Annotated in this window: 21 protein-coding genes; 10 read left to right on the top strand and 11 right to left on the bottom strand. The window is 68.1% G+C overall.

From position 1 onward, the window contains the following. Positions 1-70: 70 nt before the first annotated feature. The 3 genes from A5750_RS09570 to A5750_RS09580 all read right to left on the bottom strand — a co-directional run bounded on the left by A5750_RS09570 (position 71) and on the right by A5750_RS09580 (position 4,887). Positions 71-1,534 carry a potassium/proton antiporter gene (locus A5750_RS09570; RefSeq protein WP_082959079.1) on the bottom strand — a complete coding sequence of 488 codons (1,464 nt, stop codon included), beginning with the start codon at positions 1,532-1,534 and terminating at the stop codon, positions 71-73. A gap of 132 nt (positions 1,535-1,666) precedes the next feature. Beyond that, positions 1,667-2,863: a class I SAM-dependent RNA methyltransferase gene (locus A5750_RS09575; protein ID WP_067262305.1), complete on the bottom strand. Its 1,197-nt coding sequence runs from the start codon at positions 2,861-2,863 to the stop codon at positions 1,667-1,669. 29 nt (positions 2,864-2,892) lie between these two features. After that, a complete protein-coding gene (locus A5750_RS09580; RefSeq protein ID WP_067262309.1) occupies positions 2,893-4,887 on the bottom strand; it encodes an APC family permease in 1,995 nt (664 codons plus the stop codon). A gap of 130 nt (positions 4,888-5,017) precedes the next feature. Here A5750_RS09580 and A5750_RS09585 point away from each other — a divergent pair, with 130 nt between their 5' ends. Next, a complete protein-coding gene (locus tag A5750_RS09585) occupies positions 5,018-5,686 on the top strand; it encodes a TrkA family potassium uptake protein (RefSeq protein ID WP_197505394.1) in 669 nt (222 codons plus the stop codon). Positions 5,687-5,755: 69 nt separating this feature from the next. Beyond that, positions 5,756-6,433 carry a TrkA family potassium uptake protein gene (locus A5750_RS09590; protein ID WP_066950292.1) on the top strand — a complete coding sequence of 226 codons (678 nt, stop codon included), beginning with the start codon at positions 5,756-5,758 and terminating at the stop codon, positions 6,431-6,433. On the opposite strand, the gene A5750_RS09595 is transcribed toward A5750_RS09590, so the two are convergent. Next, the gene (locus tag A5750_RS09595) at positions 6,430-7,071 is read right to left on the bottom strand and encodes a DUF3159 domain-containing protein (RefSeq protein WP_067262463.1); all 642 of its coding nucleotides are present in this window, start codon (positions 7,069-7,071) and stop codon (positions 6,430-6,432) included. The two genes, A5750_RS09590 and A5750_RS09595, sit on opposite strands and share 4 nt — an antisense overlap. Before the next feature lie 74 nt (positions 7,072-7,145). Continuing rightward, positions 7,146-7,514 (bottom strand): OB-fold nucleic acid binding domain-containing protein, encoded by a 369-nt coding sequence (locus A5750_RS09600; protein WP_066950294.1) that lies wholly within the window; start codon positions 7,512-7,514, stop codon positions 7,146-7,148. Positions 7,515-7,651: 137 nt separating this feature from the next. On the opposite strand from A5750_RS09600, the gene A5750_RS09605 reads away from it, so the two are divergent. Further along, the gene (locus tag A5750_RS09605; RefSeq protein WP_067262323.1) at positions 7,652-8,353 is read left to right on the top strand and encodes a hypothetical protein; all 702 of its coding nucleotides are present in this window, start codon (positions 7,652-7,654) and stop codon (positions 8,351-8,353) included. A gap of 10 nt (positions 8,354-8,363) precedes the next feature. Here the strand turns inward: A5750_RS09605 and A5750_RS09610 are convergent, their stop codons facing one another. Together A5750_RS09610 and dut are read right to left on the bottom strand one after the other, a co-directional pair. After that, positions 8,364-9,125 carry a DUF3710 domain-containing protein gene (locus tag A5750_RS09610; protein ID WP_067262326.1) on the bottom strand — a complete coding sequence of 254 codons (762 nt, stop codon included), beginning with the start codon at positions 9,123-9,125 and terminating at the stop codon, positions 8,364-8,366. Beyond that, positions 9,122-9,586 (bottom strand): dUTP diphosphatase, encoded by a 465-nt coding sequence (dut, locus tag A5750_RS09615; RefSeq protein ID WP_066950303.1) that lies wholly within the window; start codon positions 9,584-9,586, stop codon positions 9,122-9,124. The genes A5750_RS09610 and dut overlap by 4 nt, the downstream gene beginning before the upstream one ends. Before the next feature lie 25 nt (positions 9,587-9,611). On the opposite strand from dut, the gene A5750_RS09620 reads away from it, so the two are divergent. Next, the gene (locus tag A5750_RS09620; RefSeq protein ID WP_066950306.1) at positions 9,612-10,097 is read left to right on the top strand and encodes a DUF3093 domain-containing protein; all 486 of its coding nucleotides are present in this window, start codon (positions 9,612-9,614) and stop codon (positions 10,095-10,097) included. A 13-nt stretch (positions 10,098-10,110) separates the two neighbouring features. On the opposite strand, the gene A5750_RS09625 is transcribed toward A5750_RS09620, so the two are convergent. After that, positions 10,111-10,413: a DUF4193 domain-containing protein gene (locus A5750_RS09625; protein ID WP_007171590.1), complete on the bottom strand. Its 303-nt coding sequence runs from the start codon at positions 10,411-10,413 to the stop codon at positions 10,111-10,113. Between the two features lie 193 nt (positions 10,414-10,606). On the opposite strand from A5750_RS09625, the gene cei reads away from it, so the two are divergent. Next, the gene (gene cei / locus A5750_RS09630) at positions 10,607-11,260 is read left to right on the top strand and encodes an envelope integrity protein Cei (RefSeq protein WP_066950310.1); all 654 of its coding nucleotides are present in this window, start codon (positions 10,607-10,609) and stop codon (positions 11,258-11,260) included. A gap of 8 nt (positions 11,261-11,268) precedes the next feature. On the opposite strand, the gene A5750_RS09635 is transcribed toward cei, so the two are convergent. Next, positions 11,269-12,147 carry an inositol monophosphatase family protein gene (locus tag A5750_RS09635; RefSeq protein ID WP_066950313.1) on the bottom strand — a complete coding sequence of 293 codons (879 nt, stop codon included), beginning with the start codon at positions 12,145-12,147 and terminating at the stop codon, positions 11,269-11,271. A gap of 103 nt (positions 12,148-12,250) precedes the next feature. Between A5750_RS09635 and ppgK the strand changes: the two genes are divergently transcribed. From ppgK to A5750_RS09650, 3 genes are all read left to right on the top strand, one after another. After that, positions 12,251-13,060, top strand: coding sequence for a polyphosphate--glucose phosphotransferase (gene ppgK, locus A5750_RS09640; protein WP_066950316.1), 810 nt, complete (start codon positions 12,251-12,253; stop codon positions 13,058-13,060). A gap of 176 nt (positions 13,061-13,236) precedes the next feature. Continuing rightward, positions 13,237-14,745: an RNA polymerase sigma factor gene (locus A5750_RS09645; protein ID WP_082948085.1), complete on the top strand. Its 1,509-nt coding sequence runs from the start codon at positions 13,237-13,239 to the stop codon at positions 14,743-14,745. 101 nt (positions 14,746-14,846) lie between these two features. Then, complete coding sequence (locus tag A5750_RS09650; RefSeq protein ID WP_067262329.1) at positions 14,847-15,260, top strand: RidA family protein; 414 nt, start codon at positions 14,847-14,849, stop codon at positions 15,258-15,260. Here the strand turns inward: A5750_RS09650 and A5750_RS25255 are convergent. Further along, positions 15,209-15,565, bottom strand: a complete 357-nt coding sequence (locus A5750_RS25255) for a DUF952 domain-containing protein (RefSeq protein ID WP_067789657.1) — start codon at positions 15,563-15,565, stop codon at positions 15,209-15,211. The two genes, A5750_RS09650 and A5750_RS25255, sit on opposite strands and share 52 nt — an antisense overlap. A gap of 136 nt (positions 15,566-15,701) precedes the next feature. Here A5750_RS25255 and A5750_RS25260 point away from each other — a divergent pair, with 136 nt between their 5' ends. Both A5750_RS25260 and A5750_RS09655 read left to right on the top strand, forming a co-directional pair. Beyond that, complete coding sequence (locus tag A5750_RS25260) at positions 15,702-15,887, top strand: hypothetical protein (protein ID WP_082948084.1); 186 nt, start codon at positions 15,702-15,704, stop codon at positions 15,885-15,887. A 65-nt stretch (positions 15,888-15,952) separates the two neighbouring features. Beyond that, positions 15,953-16,948 carry a YihY/virulence factor BrkB family protein gene (locus tag A5750_RS09655; protein WP_067262331.1) on the top strand — a complete coding sequence of 332 codons (996 nt, stop codon included), beginning with the start codon at positions 15,953-15,955 and terminating at the stop codon, positions 16,946-16,948. Here A5750_RS09655 and A5750_RS09660 read toward each other — a convergent pair. After that, positions 16,945-17,184, bottom strand: a complete 240-nt coding sequence (locus A5750_RS09660; RefSeq protein WP_066950325.1) for a DUF3039 domain-containing protein — start codon at positions 17,182-17,184, stop codon at positions 16,945-16,947. The two genes, A5750_RS09655 and A5750_RS09660, sit on opposite strands and share 4 nt — an antisense overlap. Between the last annotated feature and the right edge of the window lie 34 nt (positions 17,185-17,218).

Genomic DNA, 17,218 nt, shown 5'->3' on the forward strand with positions numbered 1-17,218 from the left:
CGCAGCGAGCGCCGGAACAGCAGGGAGCCTGATGTCGCCGGACTACGAGGGCCGAACTACGAGGGCCGGACTACGAGGGCCCGAAAAGCTCGGCCAGGGTGTCGCGAAGCTCGGGATCCGCCAGCACGACGACCTCGTCACCGGTCTGAAGTTCGGTGTCGCCCCGCACCGGCACCAGGCCGGTGGTGCGGACCACGATGCTCACCCAGATGTCGCCGACACGGTCACTGAGCCCCTCGACCGTGCACCCCTCGGCGGCAGAGCCCGCGGCAACGCTGAAGCGATGGACCCCCTCCGGTTCGTCCGCGAGCCGCACACCTATCTCCCATGGCTGGGTCTGCACGGTGCGCATGGGCAGTTCCAGCAGTCTTGCGACGCCGGGCACCGAGCTGCCTTGCACCAGAACCGAGAAGATCACGACGACGACGACGATGCCGTAGAGGCGTTCGGCGTTGGGAATGTGCGCGGCGCGCAGCAACTCGCCGAGCAGGATCGGCACCGCCCCTTTGAGGCCGGCGAACAGGATGAAGACGCGTTCGTTTCGCTGCAGTCGGACTGGAACCAGGCAGGAACCCACCGCTAACGGGCGAATCACCAATGTTAGGGCCACACCGAGGACGAGCCCGGGAATCCAGACATCGGGATGGGTAAGCACGTTGAGGTCGACGGTCAAACCCAAAATGGCAAACGCGACGATCTCGGCCAGACCGGCCAAGGCGGCGTGGAATCGCTTGATCTCCGGCTTGTAGGGCGCGCGAGCGTCGCCGATCACGATGCCGGCGACGAACACCGCCAGAAATCCCGATCCGTGTGCAAGCGTGGCGATGCCGTACAGCATCAGGATGGATGCCAGCGTTCGTAGCGGATAGAGACCTTCGCTCGGCAGCGCCACGCGGCGCATGAAGACGAGCAAGGCGCGGCCGCCGATCACCCCGACGGCCAGGCCGATCGCCATCTGCAGAGCGAATTGAGTTCCGACGCTGGCGAATCCGGCCGCGCTGAGGCCGCCGGCAGCGATCAGGCCGGACATCAACGAGATGCCCACAGGATCGTTGGCGCCTGACTCGCCCTCCAAGATGGTGCTGCTGCGGCCTCTGATCTCGCGTTTGCCCAGGACAGAAAACACCACGGCCGGATCGGTGGGGGCTACGGCGGTTGCGACGAGCACCGCGGGGAACCAGCTGATTCCGCATGCGTAGTGCAGGACCAAGGCTGCGCCGGCGGCGGTGAGGGCGGTGCCCACGACGCCGGCCGACAGGATGGGGGCCACCGCCGCGCGGAAACGAGAAGGCCCGATATGCATTCCGCCGTCGAACAGCACCAGCACCAGGGCGATGGTGATTACCTGTTGCACGATCCGCTCGGACGGTGGTTGCACCGCGGGCACGGAGTGCACCACCGCTGCCGTCCCGACGAGCACGAGCAGTGGAACGGGGACCTTGACCCGCTCTGTCAGGCGGTTCGCCAAGACAGCGACCAGACCTACCGCACTGGAGAACAAGATGATGAGCGCGAACCGCAGACCATCGTTCACGATCGCGGCACCCGCAGACGCGACGGCGCTTTGTCGGTAGGCACTCGTGCCTTTCGGTTGGTCGACAGGGACATCGCCGACCAGACTTCCCGGCACACCGCGATGGAGTCTATCGGCTGCGGCGCCCTTCTTCTAATTGCCAGCGGTCAGCAGCGCGACGCATTCGGTGTGATGAGTCAGCGGGAACGCGTCGAACACCTTGATCTTCTCGACGGCATAGCCGCGGCCGAGGTAGAGCCCGATGTCGCGGGCGAAAGATGCTGCCTCGCAACCGATGTGCACTATCCGCGGGACGCCGGCGGCGGCCAGTAGATCGACGATTTCGCGCCCGGCCCCCGCGCGCGGCGGATCCAGCACCGCCACATCGGCGCCGGATCGTTGCGCGTTGAGCACCCGCCGCACCGAGTCGGTGACGACGTGCACCTGCGGCAGGTCGCCCAGCGCGGCCCGGGCGGCGCGCGTGGCCGCGCGCGAGGTGTCGACGCTCAGCACCCGACCGGACTCCCCGACCGCCGCGCCGAGCGCCGCGGCGAAAACGCCGGCGCCGCCGTACAGGTCCCACGCGGTCGCGCCGGTGCCGGGCTGGGCCCAGTCGGCGACCAGGCGGCTGTACACCGTCGCCGCGCCGCGGTGCGCCTGCCAGAAGGCCGTCACCGGGATCTGCCAGCTGCGGCCGTCGACGCGCTGCACCGCCTCGTAGCTGCCCTCGACGACCTTGGTCGCGGTCTTCCTGCCCTGCCGCAGCGTGCGCACCACGTGGCGCGCACCGTCGTCGTCCACGACGACGTGCAGCTGGGCGGCCGGCGGCCAGTCGGATTCGGCGATTCCGTCGAGCATGCCGGCCGGCAACTGCGCGCAGCGCAGGCCGGTCACCAGCTCGTCGCTGTGATACCGGTGAAACCCGGCGCGACGGTCGGCGCCCACGTCGAGCCGGACCCGGGTGCGCCAACCCGTCGGCCCGGAGTCCGACAGCGGTTCCGCCTCGCCATTCCAGCGGTGTCCGCCCAGCCGCTCCAGCTGATTGACCACCACTTGCGCCTTGATCGCGCGGGCCGCCTCCGGGGCGACGAACGCGAGGTCACAGCACCCGGCACCGTCCACCCCGGCGATGGGACACAGCGACTCGACGCGGTCGGCCGACGGCTCGAGCACCTCGACAACCTCGGCGTGCCAATAAGATCCACGGTCGGCGGTGACCCGCACCCGCACCCGCTCACCCGGCAACGCGTAACGGACGAACACCACGCGCCCCTTGTGGTGCGCCACGCAGCTGCCGCCGTTGGCCGGGGCGCCGGTGACCAACGTGAGCTCCTCGTGCGGGGGCAGCACCGCCGCGGGTGCGCGGGGGGATTCGCGGGTCAATCGAAGATTCCCCGACGAGTGTCCCCCGGAGCCACGTGGTGCTCCAGCGTCTGCAGCCGCTCCGACGAAGTCAGTTGCCACGGAACAGAAGTCACCATCACGTTGGGCATGAACAACAGCCGGCCCTTGAGCCGCAGCGCGCTTTGGTTGTGCAGCACCTGCTCCCACCAATGGCCCACCACGTACTCGGGGATGAACACGGTGACGACGGTGCGCGGCGATTCCTTGCTGACCCGCTTGACGTAATCCAGTATGGGGCGGGTGATTTCACGGTACGGCGAGGCGATGACCTTCAGCGGCACACTGATGTCGCTTTCCTCCCACTGGTGCACCAGCTCGCGGGTCTCCCCGTCATCCACGCTGACGGTGAGCGCCTCGAGCGCATCGGGGCGGGTCGCCCGGGCGTAGGCCAGCGCGCGCAGCGTGGGCAGATGCAGTTTGGACACCAGCACCAGCGCGTGATTGCGGCTGGGCAACACCACGTCGTGCTGGGCGGCGGCCTGCTCCTCCAATTCCCGGGTGACGGTGCCGTAGTGCCGGTGGATCATCTTCATCATCCCGAACAGCAAACCCATGGCGAAAAGCGCGATCCACGCGCCGGCGACGAACTTCGTCACCAGGACGACCAACAAAACCGCGCCGGTGGAGAGCAATCCGACTGTATTGACGACCCGGGAGCGCATCATCTTGCGCCGCGCACGCGGGTCGGTCTCGGTGCGCAGCAATCGGGTCCAGTGCCGCACCATGCCGATCTGGCTCAGGGTGAACGAAATGAACACCCCGACGATGTACAGCTGGATCAGGGCGGTGACCTCGGCGCGGAACGCGATGATCGCCAGTAGCGCCGCCCCCGACAGGAACAGGATCCCGTTGGAGAACGCCAACCGGTCCCCGCGGGTGTGCAACTGGCGCGGCAGGTAACTGTGCTGCGCCAGTACCGAGCCGAGCACCGGGAATCCGTTGAACGCGGTGTTGGCTGCCAGCACCAGGATCAGCGCGGTCACCGTGGCGATCAGCAGGAAGCCGATGTGGAAGCTGCCGAACACCGTTTCCGCCAGCTGGGTGACCAGGGTCTTCTGGTAGTAGCCCGGCGGGGCGCCGGCCAGTTGCGTGGCGGGATCCTCGACCAGCTGAACGCGGATCTGCTGGGCCAACACGATGATGCCCATCAGCAGGGCCACCGCGATCGCCCCCAGCATCAGCAGCGTCGTCGCCGCGTTGCGTGACTTGGGCTTCTCGAAAGCCGGAACGCCGTTGCTGATGGCCTCCACACCGGTCAGCGCCGCGCAGCCCGAGGAGAAGGACCGCGCCACCAGGAATGCCAGCGCGAAGCCGACGACCTGGCCGTGCTCGGCGTGCATCTGGAAGCCCGCCGACTCCGCGCGCAGCGGGTTGCCCAGCACGAAGATCCGGAACAGCCCCCAGCCGATCATGATGAAGACGCCGACGATGAACGCATAGGTCGGAATGGCGAACGCCACGCCGGACTCCCGGATTCCGCGCAGGTTCAACGCCATCACCAGCAGGATTGCCGCCACGCAGAACCACACCTTGTGCTGGGCCACCAGCGGGATGGCGGAGCCGATGTTAGACATCGCCGACGCCGTCGAAACGGCAACGGTGAGAACGTAATCCACCATCAGGGCGCTGGCGACCACCAGGCCGGCGGTGTCACCGAGGTTGGTGGTGACCACCTCGAAGTCGCCACCGCCCGACGGGTAGGCGTGCACGTTCTGCCGGTAGCTGGCCACCACGACCAGCATCACCGCGGCCACGGCCAGCCCGATCCAGGGCGTCAACGCGTACGCGGACAGGCCGGCCACCGAGAGCATCAGGAAGACCTCTTCGGGTGCGTACGCCACCGACGACAACGCGTCGGAGGCGAACACCGGCAAGGCGATCCGCTTGGGCAGCAGGGTGTGACTCAGCCGGTCGCTGCGAAACGGCCGGCCAATTAGCAACCGACGCGCTGCGGTTGAAAGTTTGGACACGAGAGCCAAGAGTAAGCCCACAAGGGTTTGGCGGTAGCTTCGTAGGCGAGAATGTTTGCCGACCCGAAATCGGCTGGCCGACGTGGGTTGCCGATCGGGGGGCGCAGGACGCAGCCGAGAGGATCGGAAAGTGCGAGTAGTGGTGATGGGCTGCGGCCGCGTCGGTTCCTCGGTGGCCGACGGGTTATCGCGGATCGGCCACGACGTCGCGGTCATCGACCGCGACAGCACCGCCTTCAACCGGCTCAGCCCCGAGTACGCCGGGGAGCGGGTGTTGGGGCAGGGATTTGACCGGGACGTACTGCTGCGGGCCGGCATCGAGGAGGCCGACGCGTTCGCCGCCGTGTCATCCGGGGATAACTCGAACATCATCTCGGCGCGGCTGGCCCGGGAGACCTTCGGCGTCAAGCGCGTTGTCGCCCGGATCTACGACGCCAAGCGCGCCGAGGTCTACGAACGCCTCGGCATCCCGACCATCGCCACCGTGCCCTGGACCACCGACCGTCTGCTCAACGCGCTGCTGCGCGACACCGAGACCGCGAAATGGCGGGACCCGACCGGCACCGTGGCCGTCGCCGAGGTCGTCCTGCACGAGGAGTGGATCGGGCACCGGGTCACCGATCTCGAGCAGGCCACCGGCGCCCGCGTCGCGTTCCTGATCCGGTTCGGTGCCGGCGTCTTGCCGGAACCGAAAACGGTCATCCAGTCCGGCGATCAGGTGTACGTCGCCGCGATCTCCGGCCGCGCCGCCGAGGCCATCGCCATCGCGGCCATGCCACCCAGTGAAGACCTCGGTTAAGGAGACGGCGAACATGAAGACCGCCGACGACGAAGAAGCCGGCGCAGCCGGGTTTAAGGAGCGGCGAACATGAAGGTAGCTGTCGCCGGCGCCGGCGCGGTCGGCCGCTCCGTCAGTCGCGAACTCATCGGCAACGGCCACGACGTGACGCTCATCGAGCGCAACCCCGATCACGTCGACGTCGACGCCATCCCCGCCGCCCACTGGCGGCTCGGCGATGCCTGCGAGCTGAGCCTGCTGGAATCGGTGCACCTACAGGACTTCGACGTCGTGGTGGCCGCGACTGGCGACGACAAGGCCAACGTCGTGCTCAGCTTGCTGGCGAAGACCGAATTCGCGGTGCCGCGGGTCGTGGCCCGGGTCAACGATCCCCGCAACGAGTGGTTGTTCACCGACGCCTGGGGCGTGGATGTCGCGGTGTCCACGCCGCGCATGCTCGCGTCGCTCATCGAAGAGGCCGTCGCCGTCGGTGATCTGGTGCGGCTCATGGAATTCCGTCGGGGGCAGGCCAACCTCGTCGAGATCACCCTGCCCGACGACACGCCCTGGGGCGGCAAGCCGGTGCGCCGCCTGCAACTGCCCCGGGACGCCTCGCTGGTGACGATCCTGCGCGGCCCGCGCGTGATCGTGCCCGAGGCGGACGAGCCGCTGGAGGGCGGCGACGAGCTGCTCTTCGTCGCGGTCGCGGAGGTCGAAGAGGACCTGCGCAAGCTCCTGCTGCCGGATGGCCCGCCGCTCGAGGGCTAGTCCCGGACGGGATCGGCGTCGACCTGGACGCCGGTGTCACCGACCGCCGGCAGGGCACGCTGCACCGCTTTGATCGCCGCGTACGTCGCCAGCGCGGCCGCAAGGGTCAGTGGCCACCCCATCGCGATCCGCGCGACCGCCAGCCACCCGGTCTGGTCGGCGTCATAAAGCAGGCCCTGGACGACGAACCGGGCGGCGAACACCAGCACCCAGCAGACCGAGGCGATGTCGAACGCGTAGACGGCCCGGGGCACGTCGCGCCATCCGCGACCACGCCCGCTGGCCCAGCTCCACGCGTAGCCGACCAGAGGCCGTCGGATGACGACCGACACGGCGAACACCACCGCCCACGCCAATGACATCCAGATGCCCAGCAGGAAGTAACCCTTGGACTCCCCCACGATGTAGGCGATGAGCGCGCAGATGGCGACGCCGAAGAAGCCCGAGAATGCCGGCTGCGGCGATTCGCGCCGGATCAACCGCCATACCAACACCAGCGCGGCGACGGCCAGCGCGGACCCGATCGCCACGAGCAAGCCGGACACGCTCGAAGCAATGACGAAGATCACAACGGGCAGCGACGAATAGATGACACCGCTGACGCCACCCACCTGCCCCAGCAGACGTTCCGGTGTGATGCGGCTGGCGCTCGCGGGTTCGGGCGAGCCCGACTCATGCGGTCCCGGACTTGACCCCCGATCGGCGGGTCGAGTCACCGCTGAATTTCGTAGTGCGGGTTGTAGATGGCCTTGGTGCCGTTCTCCAGCTTGCCCAGCCGGCCCCGCACCCGCAGCTTGCGGCCCGAGTCGATGCCGGGTATCCGGCGCTGGCCCAACCAGACCAAAGTGACGGTGTCGCTGCCGTCGAACAGCTCGGCGCGGACACCGCCCGCACAGGCCTTGCCGTTACATTCCACGCTGCGCAGCGTGCCGACCATGGTGACCTCTTGGCCACGCTCGCAATCGATGACTCGTTGCGCGCCGGTAAGTGCGACCTCGTCGGACAACTCCTCCGAGTCGCGTTGCTCCGGAGCCTCCGTCAAGCGGCGGGTGAGCCGGCGCAGATATCCCTGGGCCCCCATGGCCCCTCCTGACAATGCCGATAAGCCTTGGCGCTTCCATTTATGCCAACGGACACCGTAGACCTGTTGGTTCCCGCGCGCCAACCGACTCAAACACCGCTGTTGGGCACAACTGAACGCCGGGGCAATATCAGGGGATGACTGTCGATCTGCGGGGTGTCACGACCGTCTTGCTGCCCGGCACGGGGTCCGACGACGACTACGTTCGCCGGGCTTTTTCGGGTCCGTTGCGCGAGGCCGGTGCCCTGCTGGTGACCCCGCCGCCCAACCCGGATCGGTTGATCGACGGCTACGTGTCCGCTTTGGATGCCGCCGCGCGCACGGGCCCGATCGCCGTCGGCGGCGTCTCGATCGGCGCGGCGGTGGCGGTCGCCTGGGCACTGGCGCACCCGGACACGGCGGTCGCCGTCCTGGCCGCGCTGCCGGCCTGGGCCGGGGAGCCCGAAACGGCGCCCGCGGCACTCGCGGCGCGGCATACGGCATCGCAGCTCCGTGCCGACGGACTGGAGGCGACGACCAACCAGATGCGGGCGTCCAGCCCGCCGTGGCTGGCCGACGAGCTGGCGCGGTCGTGGCGCGCCCAGTGGCCACAACTGCCCGACGCCATGGACGAAGCCGCCGGCCATGTGGCGCCCGACCACGCCGAGCTGGCCCGGCTGGCCGTGCCACTTGCTGTCGCATCCGCCGTCGACGATCCCATCCACCCACTCCAGGTCGGTGTGGAGTGGGTCGCCGCCGCGCCGCGGGCCGCGCTGCGGACGGTGACGCTCGACCAGATCGGCTCGGACCCCGCCGCGCTGGGCGCGGCATGCCTGGCCGCTCTCGCCGAGCTGAGCTAGCGGCTTTGGTTCAGCCCCCGGAGGTGGTGCGCAGCTGCTGCATGGCCGAACCGTCGACGCTGCGGCGCGCCGCCGGCTGGTTGGACCCCTCCTGCTCCTCGCCTTGTTGGGCCTGTTGCGCCTCCGCCTGCTGGGCCTGCTGGGTGGCCGCGGCTTCCCGCAATTGCTGCGCCATCGGCTCGGGCAGCTGCACGGTCAACGGCGTGCGCACCGGAAGCGGTGTGTCACCGCGGCGAACCACGGTGTCCGCCAACGCCGCTCGCGCCTCCTGCTCGAGGGCTTCCATGGTCTCGTGGGGGCCGTTGATGACGCAGCGGATCATCCACCGGTAGCCGTCGACTCCGATGAAGCGCACCGCACCGGAGGCGGAGCCGACCACTTCGCGACCCCAGGGGCCGTCCTTGATGCTGACTTTGGCCGAGTCCTTGCGCAGCGAATCCGCGAGTTCACTGGCCACTTCGCGCCACAGGCCGCCCGTCTTCGGCGCCGCGTAGGCCGCGATGGTGAAGCGGCCGTTGGGCGTGACGACCCACACGGCGCTCGGAACGCCGGTCTCGGTCAGTTCGACCTGCAGCTGGCCGGCCTCCGGCATCGGAATGAGCACCGAGCCCAGGTCCAGGCGCGCGAGCTCCGCGACCGACGGGTCCTCGAAATCGTCGATGTCGAACGGGCCGTCGAGTTCTTCGTCGAACTCTTCGTCGATCGGATCGGCGACTGCGTCCACCGACTCGTCGCTGTCGTCGTTGCTGGAACGTCTGTTGAGTGCCATCACAAACTCGCATGTCCGCCGGAGGAACCGTGGCCACCGTCGCCACGGGATGTGTCGGCGAGGCCGGCCTCGTCGAACGACGACACCTCGACCAGCTCTACCAGCTCGACCCGCTGCACGAGCAACTGGGCGATGCGGTCGCCGCGGTGCACCACGATGGGCTCGGTGGGGTCGAGGTTAATCAGCGCGACCTTGATCTCGCCGCGATAGCCCGCGTCGATGGTTCCCGGACTGTTGACGATCGAAAGCCCCACGCGCGACGCCAATCCCGAACGGGGATGCACCAACCCGACCATCCCGAACGGGATCGCCACGGCCACGCCCGTGCGGACCAGGGCGCGTCGCCCGGGTTCCAGCTTGAGGTCTTCCGCGCTGTAGAGGTCCACCCCGGCGTCGCCTTGGTGGGCGCGCGTGGGCAGAGGAAGCTCGGGATCAAGACGGACGATGGCGAGACTGGTCGACACGGGGCCACAGATTACCCTTGACTGCGTGTCCGGTACGCGCGTCGCGCCGCACAGTGTGCGATATCGCGAACGACTGTGGGTGCCATGGTGGTGGTGGCCGCTGGCCTTCGGGCTGGCGGGGCTGATCGCTTTCGAAGTCAACATGGGTGTCGCCCCCCGGCCTTCCTGGTTGCCGTACGCAACGCTCTTCGCGGTGGCGGCCGGAGCCCTGCTGTGGCTGGGCCGCGTCGAGATCCGGGTGACCGCCGACCCGAACGTCCCTGGCGGGGTCGAACTGTGGGCCGGCGAGGCGCACCTGCCGGTCACCGTGATCGCCCGGTCCGCTGCGGTCGCCCCGTCGGCCAAGTCCGCGGCCCTGGGCCGCCAACTCGACCCGGCCGCTTTCGTGTTGCATCGGGCATGGATCGGGCCGATGATCCTGGTCGTCCTCGATGACCCGGACGACCCGACGCCGTACTGGCTGGTGAGTTGCCGCCACCCCGAGCGGGTGCTTTCGGCATTGCGCAGCTGATCCCGAAGCCCGGTCAGGCCGCGCAGTCGGTACAGATCATCAGGCCGTTCTTCTCGCTGGCCAACCGGCTGCGGTGTTGCACCAGGAAACAGCTCGAGCAGGTGAATTCGTCGGCCTGCTTCGGAATGACGCGAACTGACAGTTCTTCCCCGGACAGATCGGCGCCGGGCAGCTCGAAAGACTCAGCGGTTTCGGATTCGTCGACGTCCACCACGGCCGAAGCCGCCTCGTTGCGTCGCGCTTTGAGCTCCTCCAGCGAGTCTTCCGAGACGTCGTCGGTCTCGGTACGCCGTGGAGCGTCGTAGTCGGTAGGCATATTCGTTTCCCCTGCCCTATTGCCTCTTCATGCCTCGTGTCTCAGGCATCGCTTTGTACCAGCGTCGAACGCATCCACCAAATGATTCGTGCCCGGATGGCCGCCCGGTTATGTGTGATTTACGTCACACACCCATCTTTGCCCTTGCGTTCGCCTTTGAACAGTGCGTTTAGGGTGTGACTAGAGTGCACCTGTGGTCGCACAAATCACCGAGGGTACCGCCTTCGACAAGCACGGCCGGCCCTTCCGGCGACGCAATCCCCGCCCCGCCATCGTCGTCGTCGTTTTCCTGGTGGTGGTGACGGCCGTGGTGTGGACGATCGCACTGACCCGGCCGGCGAAGGTGCACGAGGTCGCGGTGTGCAACCCGCCGCCGAAAGGGGCCGGGTCCGGGGCGCCGGCTCAGCTCGGTGAGCAGGTGTCGCGAAGCGCGATGATGGACGTCACACCCGCCAAACTCAGCGACACCAAGGTCCGCGTGCTCAACGCCAGCGGCCGTGGCGGGCAGGCCGGCGACGTCTCAGGCGCCCTCAAAGACCTCGGGTTTGCCCAGCCGACGGCCGCTAACGATCCTCTGTATGCCGGCACGCGGCTGACCTGCCAGGGCCAGATCCGGTTCGGGACGGCGGGGCAGGCCACCGCGGCAGCGGTCTGGTTGGTGGCGCCGTGCATGGAGCTGTTCAACGACAGCCGCGCCGACGACTCCGTCGACCTGGCGTTGGGTACGGACTTCACCGCGCTGGCCCACAACGACGACATCGATGCCGTGTTGGCCACGCTGCGTCCCGGGGCCACCGAGCCGTCAGACCCCGCGCTGCTCACGAAGATTCACGCCAGCAGCTGCTGACGGCGGCGTCAATCGAGAATCGGGTCGAGGCCGTCGATTTCGTCCAGGGCGGCCAGCAGCTCGTCGGCGATTCCCGGCGCGGCGGCCAACACCAGGCCGGCGCCCTCAATGTCGTTCGCCGGCAACGAAACCCGCGCCCCCGCCTCGGCGGCGATCAGCGCGCCGGCGGCGCAATCCCACGGCTGCAGGCCGTGCTCGTAGAACGCGTCGAGCCGGCCCGCCGCGACCATGCACAGATCCAGCGCCGCCGAACCGATCCGGCGGACGTCGCGAACCACCGGCAGCAGCCGCGCCAACAGCGCCGCCTGCGTCGCCCGTCGCTGCCGTGAGTACCCGAACCCGGTGCCCAGCAGCGCCATCGACAAATCGTCGACCGCGGCGCACCGCAGCGTCCGCACCCCCTGATCGTCGATGACATGCGCGCCCAGGCCGGTCGCGGCCGAGTACACCCGGCCGGCGACGACGTCGGCGACCGCGCCCGCGACCGACACGCCGTCGACTTGCACGCCGACCGACACCGCGTACGCCGGGATGCCGTAGACGAAGTTCACCGTGCCGTCGATGGGATCGAGCACCCACGTCACCGCGCCCGCGGGGGTCCCCGCCGGGTCGGCCGGGCCGCCGCCCTCCTCGCCGAGAATCGGGTCACCGGGCCGCAATTCGGCCAGCCGGTCCCGCAACAGGCGTTCGGTCTCCGTGTCGACGACGGTCACCGGATCGGTGGGGGTGCTCTTCGACCGCACCGCGCCGTTGCCCGGAAGTTGCGAGGCCGCCGCGGCCTCGCCGAAGACCTCGGCGCGGCGGCGCCGCACGAACGCGGCGGCCTCCGTGGCCAGCGATTCGGCCACCGTGCGCAGCCGGGCGGGCTCGTCATCTCCTCGGGTCACCCGTCTATCGCATCACAGGCGGCACGGCCCCGCAGATGCCCCGTAGCCGCACCGGCGCCGGGCTAAGGTGGGCGGACAGCCTCAGCCACGTCCAGGAGCTTCGATGACCAGCACGGACTCGACCACGGATACGCCCGGCACCGGCGCCGCCGTCGGCACCCCACAGCGTCGGGGATTCGGCATCGACGTCGGCGGCAGCGGCATCAAGGGCGGCATCGTCGACATGGACACCGGGCAGCTGATCGGCGAGCGGATCAAGCTGCTCACCCCGCAGCCGGCAACGCCGCCGGCGGTTGCCAAGACCATCGCCGAGGTGGTCAACGCGTTCGGCTGGACCGGTCCACTCGGGGTGACCTATCCCGGGGTCGTCACCCACGGTGTCGCCCAGACGGCGGCCAACGTCGACAAATCGTGGATCGGCTGTAACGCGCGCGACATCATCAGCGCGGAGTTGGACGGCCAGGACGTCACGGTGCTCAACGATGCCGACGCCGCGGGGCTGGCCGAGGAGCACTACGGCGCGGGCAGAAATCAGTCGGGTCTGGTGGTGTTGCTGACGTTCGGCACGGGAATCGGCTCCGCGGTCATCCACAACGGCGTCCTGATACCCAACACCGAGTTCGGGCATCTCGAGGTCGGCGGCAAAGAGGCCGAGCAGCGCGCGGCGTCGTCGGTCAAAGAGAAGAACGGTTGGAGCTTCGAAAGGTGGGCCAAGCAGGTCACCCGGGTGCTGGTGGCCATCGAGAACGCGGTGTGGCCGGACCTGTTCATCGCGGGGGGCGGCATCAGCCGCAAGGCCGACAAGTGGCTACCGCTGCTCGAAAATCGCACCCCGGTGGTGGCGGCTGCCCTGCTCAACACCGCCGGAATCGTCGGCGCGGCCATGGCCTCCACCTCGGACGTGACGCACTGATTTTCGCCCGGCAGAGCCGTTCGGCCGCTCACTGTCGTTACAATGGTCATCGGCGACCGCCCGAACGTTAGCGTGCAAACACCCACGCTGATCCAACGCCGACATCGACATAGCAGACACTTTCGGTTAACCATGCCCATTACCCACCGAAGGTGAGCCCAAACGAAGGGGTGTAAGTGGCACCGACCAAGGCCAGCCCGGCAACCGATGCGCCGGTGAAACGGACCGCCACCAAGTCTCCGTCCTCCCCCGCCAAGCGCTCGGCGGCCAAGGCCGCTAATGGGTCCGCCGCTCCCGCGAAACGCGCCGCCAAGGCGCCGGCAAGCGCGGCCGAGGCCGGCTCCGCCGCCGACACCAAGAAGACCCGCGCCGCCAAGGCACCATCGGGCCGCGGGACCAAAGCGGCCAAGGGTGCGCCGGCGGAGGCCGAGGTCGACCTGGAGGCCGTCGAAGATCTCGACGACGCGGAGCTCGACGCCGAGCCCGGCGAAGACCTCGAGATCGACGCCGCCGACCTGAGCCTCGACGACCTGGAGGAAGACGACGTCGCGGCCGACGGCGAGGACGCCGAAGTCGACCCGCCCGACACCGACGACAGCGAGGAAGAGGCAACCACCCCGCCCGTCGTGGCCGTCGCGGCTCCCGCCGACGAGGACGAGGAAATCGCCGAGCCCTCCGAAAAGGACAAAGCCTCCGGCGATTTCGTCTGGGACGAAGACGAGTCCGAGGCGCTGCGTCAGGCGCGCAAGGACGCCGAACTCACCGCATCCGCGGACTCGGTTCGCGCGTACCTCAAGCAGATCGGCAAGGTCGCGCTGCTCAACGCCGAGGAAGAGGTCGAGCTGGCGAAGCGGATCGAAGCCGGCCTGTACGCCACGCAGCTGATGGCCGAGATGGCCGAGCGCGGCGACAAGCTGCCGGCCGCTCAGCGTCGCGACATGATGTGGATCTGCCGCGACGGCGACCGCGCGAAAAACCATCTGCTGGAAGCCAACCTACGCCTCGTGGTGTCGCTGGCCAAGCGGTACACCGGCCGCGGGATGGCGTTCCTGGACCTCATTCAGGAAGGCAACCTGGGCCTGATCCGTGCGGTCGAGAAGTTCGACTACACCAAGGGCTACAAGTTCTCCACCTACGCGACGTGGTGGATCCGGCAGGCCATCACCCGCGCCATGGCCGACCAGGCCCGCACCATCCGCATCCCGGTGCACATGGTCGAGGTGATCAACAAGCTGGGCCGCATCCAGCGCGAGCTGCTGCAGGACCTGGGCCGCGAGCCCACGCCTGAAGAGCTGGCCAAGGAAATGGACATCACGCCCGAAAAGGTGCTGGAGATCCAGCAATACGCCCGTGAGCCGATCTCGCTGGACCAGACCATCGGCGACGAGGGCGACAGCCAGCTGGGTGACTTCATCGAGGACAGCGAGGCCGTGGTGGCCGTCGACGCGGTGTCGTTCACCCTGCTGCAAGACCAGTTGCAGTCGGTGCTGGAGACGCTGTCGGAGCGCGAAGCCGGCGTAGTACGGCTGCGCTTCGGCCTCACCGACGGCCAGCCGCGCACCCTCGACGAGATCGGCCAGGTCTACGGCGTCACCCGCGAGCGCATCCGCCAGATCGAGTCCAAGACGATGTCAAAGTTGCGCCACCCCAGCCGTTCCCAGGTCTTGCGCGACTACCTCGACTAGTAACCCCGAGCGTCCTCGCCGGACCCGTTGCCGCGCAAGGACGCTCAGCGCCCCCAGAAAATGCGTCGCGCCGCCGGCGTGGCCGTCGTACGGTGACTCCCATGTCAGCCAACCGCACAGTGGTGTCATCCGGCTCCGAGTTCGAAGCGGCCGTCGGCTATTCGCGCGCGGTGCGGGTCGGCCCGCACGTGTCGGTAGCCGGAACGACAGGCGCGGGACCCGCTGGCGACATCGCGGCCCAGGCCCGAGATGCCTTGCGCCGGATCGAGATTGCACTGCGGCAGGCGGGAGCGGCGCTTACCGACGTGGTCCGCACCCGGATCTATGTCACCGACATCTCCCGCTGGCGCGAGGTAGCGGCGGTGCACGCGGAGGTCTTCGGCGTCATCCGTCCCGCGGCCACCATGGTGGAGGTGTCCGCGCTGATAGCGCCCGAGCTGTTGGTCGAGATCGAGGCCGACGCCTACGTGGATCCCGCGACCGGCGGGAAGGTTCCGTCGGGGCCCGGGCGGTAGGCCGTGACTCTGATCACAGCATCCGTGGGCAGCGGACCGTACAGATGCGGGAACAGCATCGACTCCGGATCCGTTGCAGCTCCTGGCTCCCAACGCACTTCGGAGTGCAGCCGCGCCGGATCGATGTGCAGTAGCACCAAGTCATCGCGGCCCCGGTAGAGCCGGTTCGCCGGCAGGTGAACCTGTTCCGGCGTCGAGAGATGGATGAACTGGCCGCCGGACGCGTGGAGCTCACCGCACGCGCGGGCACGGGCCCACTCGTCGACCCCACACAGATGTACCAGCAGGTCAGGAGCGGAAGTCATGGATGAACACATTAGAGATGCGTCGGAAACGAAACGTTTACAGGCCGTGAGAAACGACACACCCGATAACGATCAGGGAACAACGCGAAAACCCCATACGTCTGAGAGAGTGAATGAAAGCAAGAACGGAGAAGCCATGAATGCAACTCTGACCAGTCCCGAGCTAACCCGTGCGGACCGCTGCGATCGCTGCGGTGCCGCCGCTCGAGTCCGCGCCAAGCTGCCTTCCGGAGCTGAGCTTCTCTTCTGCCAGCATCACGCCAACGAGCACGAGGCGAAATTGACCGAGCTTGCCGCCGTCCTGGAGATCAGCGGAAGCTAGTTTGGCTCAACTCACCCACGGCCAATGTGGGCTTGTGGGGCAGTCTTCGGTAATGCTGGACGGGTATGAGCGATCAAGTCGCAAAACCGTCCCGCCATCACATCAGGCGACTCAGTCTGAGGACTCTCTCGAAAAGCTGGGACGATTCCATCTTTTCCGAGTCCGCGCAGGCGGGTTTCTGGTCGGCGCTGTCGCTACCACCACTGCTCCTGGGGATCCTGGGAAGCCTGGCGTACGTGGCGCCGCTGTTCGGGCCCGACACGTTGACGGCGGTCGAGAAGAGCATCATCTCCGCGATCCGCAGTTTCTTCTCGCCCAGCGTCGTCAACGAGATCATCGAGCCGACCATCCGTGACGTCACCGCCAACGCGCGTGGCGAGGTGGTTTCGGTCGGCTTCCTGATCTCGATGTGGGCGGGATCGTCGGCGATCTCGGCCTACGTCGACGCAGTGGTGGAGGCGCACGACCAGACCCCGCTGCGGCACCCCGTGCGGCAGCGGCTCTTCGCCCTGTTCCTCTACGTGGTGATGCTGGTGTTCGTGGTGGTCGCCGCGCCGGTACTGGTGGTGGGGCCGCGCAAGTTGAGCGAACACATCCCGGACAGCCTGGCCAACGTCCTGCGCTACGGGTATTACCCGGCGCTGATCCTGGGCCTGCTGGTCGGGGTGGTCATCCTGTACCGGGTGGCACTACCCGAGCCCCTGCCGACGCACCGGCTGATCTTCGGCGCCGTGCTCGCCACGGCGGTCTTCCTGGTCGCGACGCTGGGCCTTCGGATCTACCTGCGGTGGATCACCAGCACCGGCTACACCTACGGCGCGCTGGCCACACCGATAGCGTTCCTGCTTTTTGCGTTCTTCGGCGGTTTCGCGGTCATGCTCGGCGCCGAACTCAACGCGGCGATCCAAGAGGAATTCCCGGCGCCGAAGACTCACGCCCACCGGCTGCGCAAGTGGCTGGAATCCCGGGTGACGGCGCTCAAGCGGCCGGCGGCTTCGGCACCGGAGCCGGCGCCCGCCGACACCGCGACGCTGACGGCCGAGCCGTCGCGGCCGACCTAGCCCTTCTTCATCCGGTCGTAGATCTGCTTGCAATCGGGGCAGACCGGCGAGCCCGGCTTGGCCGCCTTGGTGACGGGAAAGACCTCCCCGCACAACGCCACCACGTGGCTGCCCATGACCGCACTCTCGGCGATCTTGTCCTTCTTGACGTAGTGGAAGTACTTCGGCGTATCGCTGCCCGTCCCGTCGTCGACGCGTTCGTCGGTCTCGGTGCGTTCGATCGTCTGGGTCTCCATACCTGACATTGTGCCCCGTAACTCGCTTCTGCCG

Origin of the sequence: Mycobacterium sp. 852002-51613_SCH5001154, from assembly GCF_001667425.1 — a bacterium.
In the GTDB taxonomy this organism is placed as follows: domain Bacteria; phylum Actinomycetota; class Actinomycetes; order Mycobacteriales; family Mycobacteriaceae; genus Mycobacterium.

Bases quoted from the DNA above. Each gene is read 5' to 3' on its own strand.
- A5750_RS09590 (WP_066950292.1), top strand. From the start codon at position 5,756: ATGAAGGTAGCTGTCGCCGGCGCCGGCGCGGTCGGCCGCTCCGTCAGT.
- A5750_RS09600 (WP_066950294.1), bottom strand. From the start codon at position 7,514: ATGGGGGCCCAGGGATATCTGCGCCGGCTCACCCGCCGCTTGACGGAG.
- A5750_RS09605 (WP_067262323.1), top strand. From the start codon at position 7,652: ATGACTGTCGATCTGCGGGGTGTCACGACCGTCTTGCTGCCCGGCACG.
- A5750_RS09625 (WP_007171590.1), bottom strand. From the start codon at position 10,413: ATGCCTACCGACTACGACGCTCCACGGCGTACCGAGACCGACGACGTC.
- ppgK (WP_066950316.1), top strand. From the start codon at position 12,251: ATGACCAGCACGGACTCGACCACGGATACGCCCGGCACCGGCGCCGCC.
- A5750_RS09650 (WP_067262329.1), top strand. From the start codon at position 14,847: ATGTCAGCCAACCGCACAGTGGTGTCATCCGGCTCCGAGTTCGAAGCG.
- A5750_RS25255 (WP_067789657.1), bottom strand. From the start codon at position 15,565: ATGACTTCCGCTCCTGACCTGCTGGTACATCTGTGTGGGGTCGACGAG.
- A5750_RS25260 (WP_082948084.1), top strand. From the start codon at position 15,702: ATGAATGCAACTCTGACCAGTCCCGAGCTAACCCGTGCGGACCGCTGC.
- A5750_RS09655 (WP_067262331.1), top strand. From the start codon at position 15,953: ATGAGCGATCAAGTCGCAAAACCGTCCCGCCATCACATCAGGCGACTC.
- A5750_RS09660 (WP_066950325.1), bottom strand. From the start codon at position 17,184: ATGGAGACCCAGACGATCGAACGCACCGAGACCGACGAACGCGTCGAC.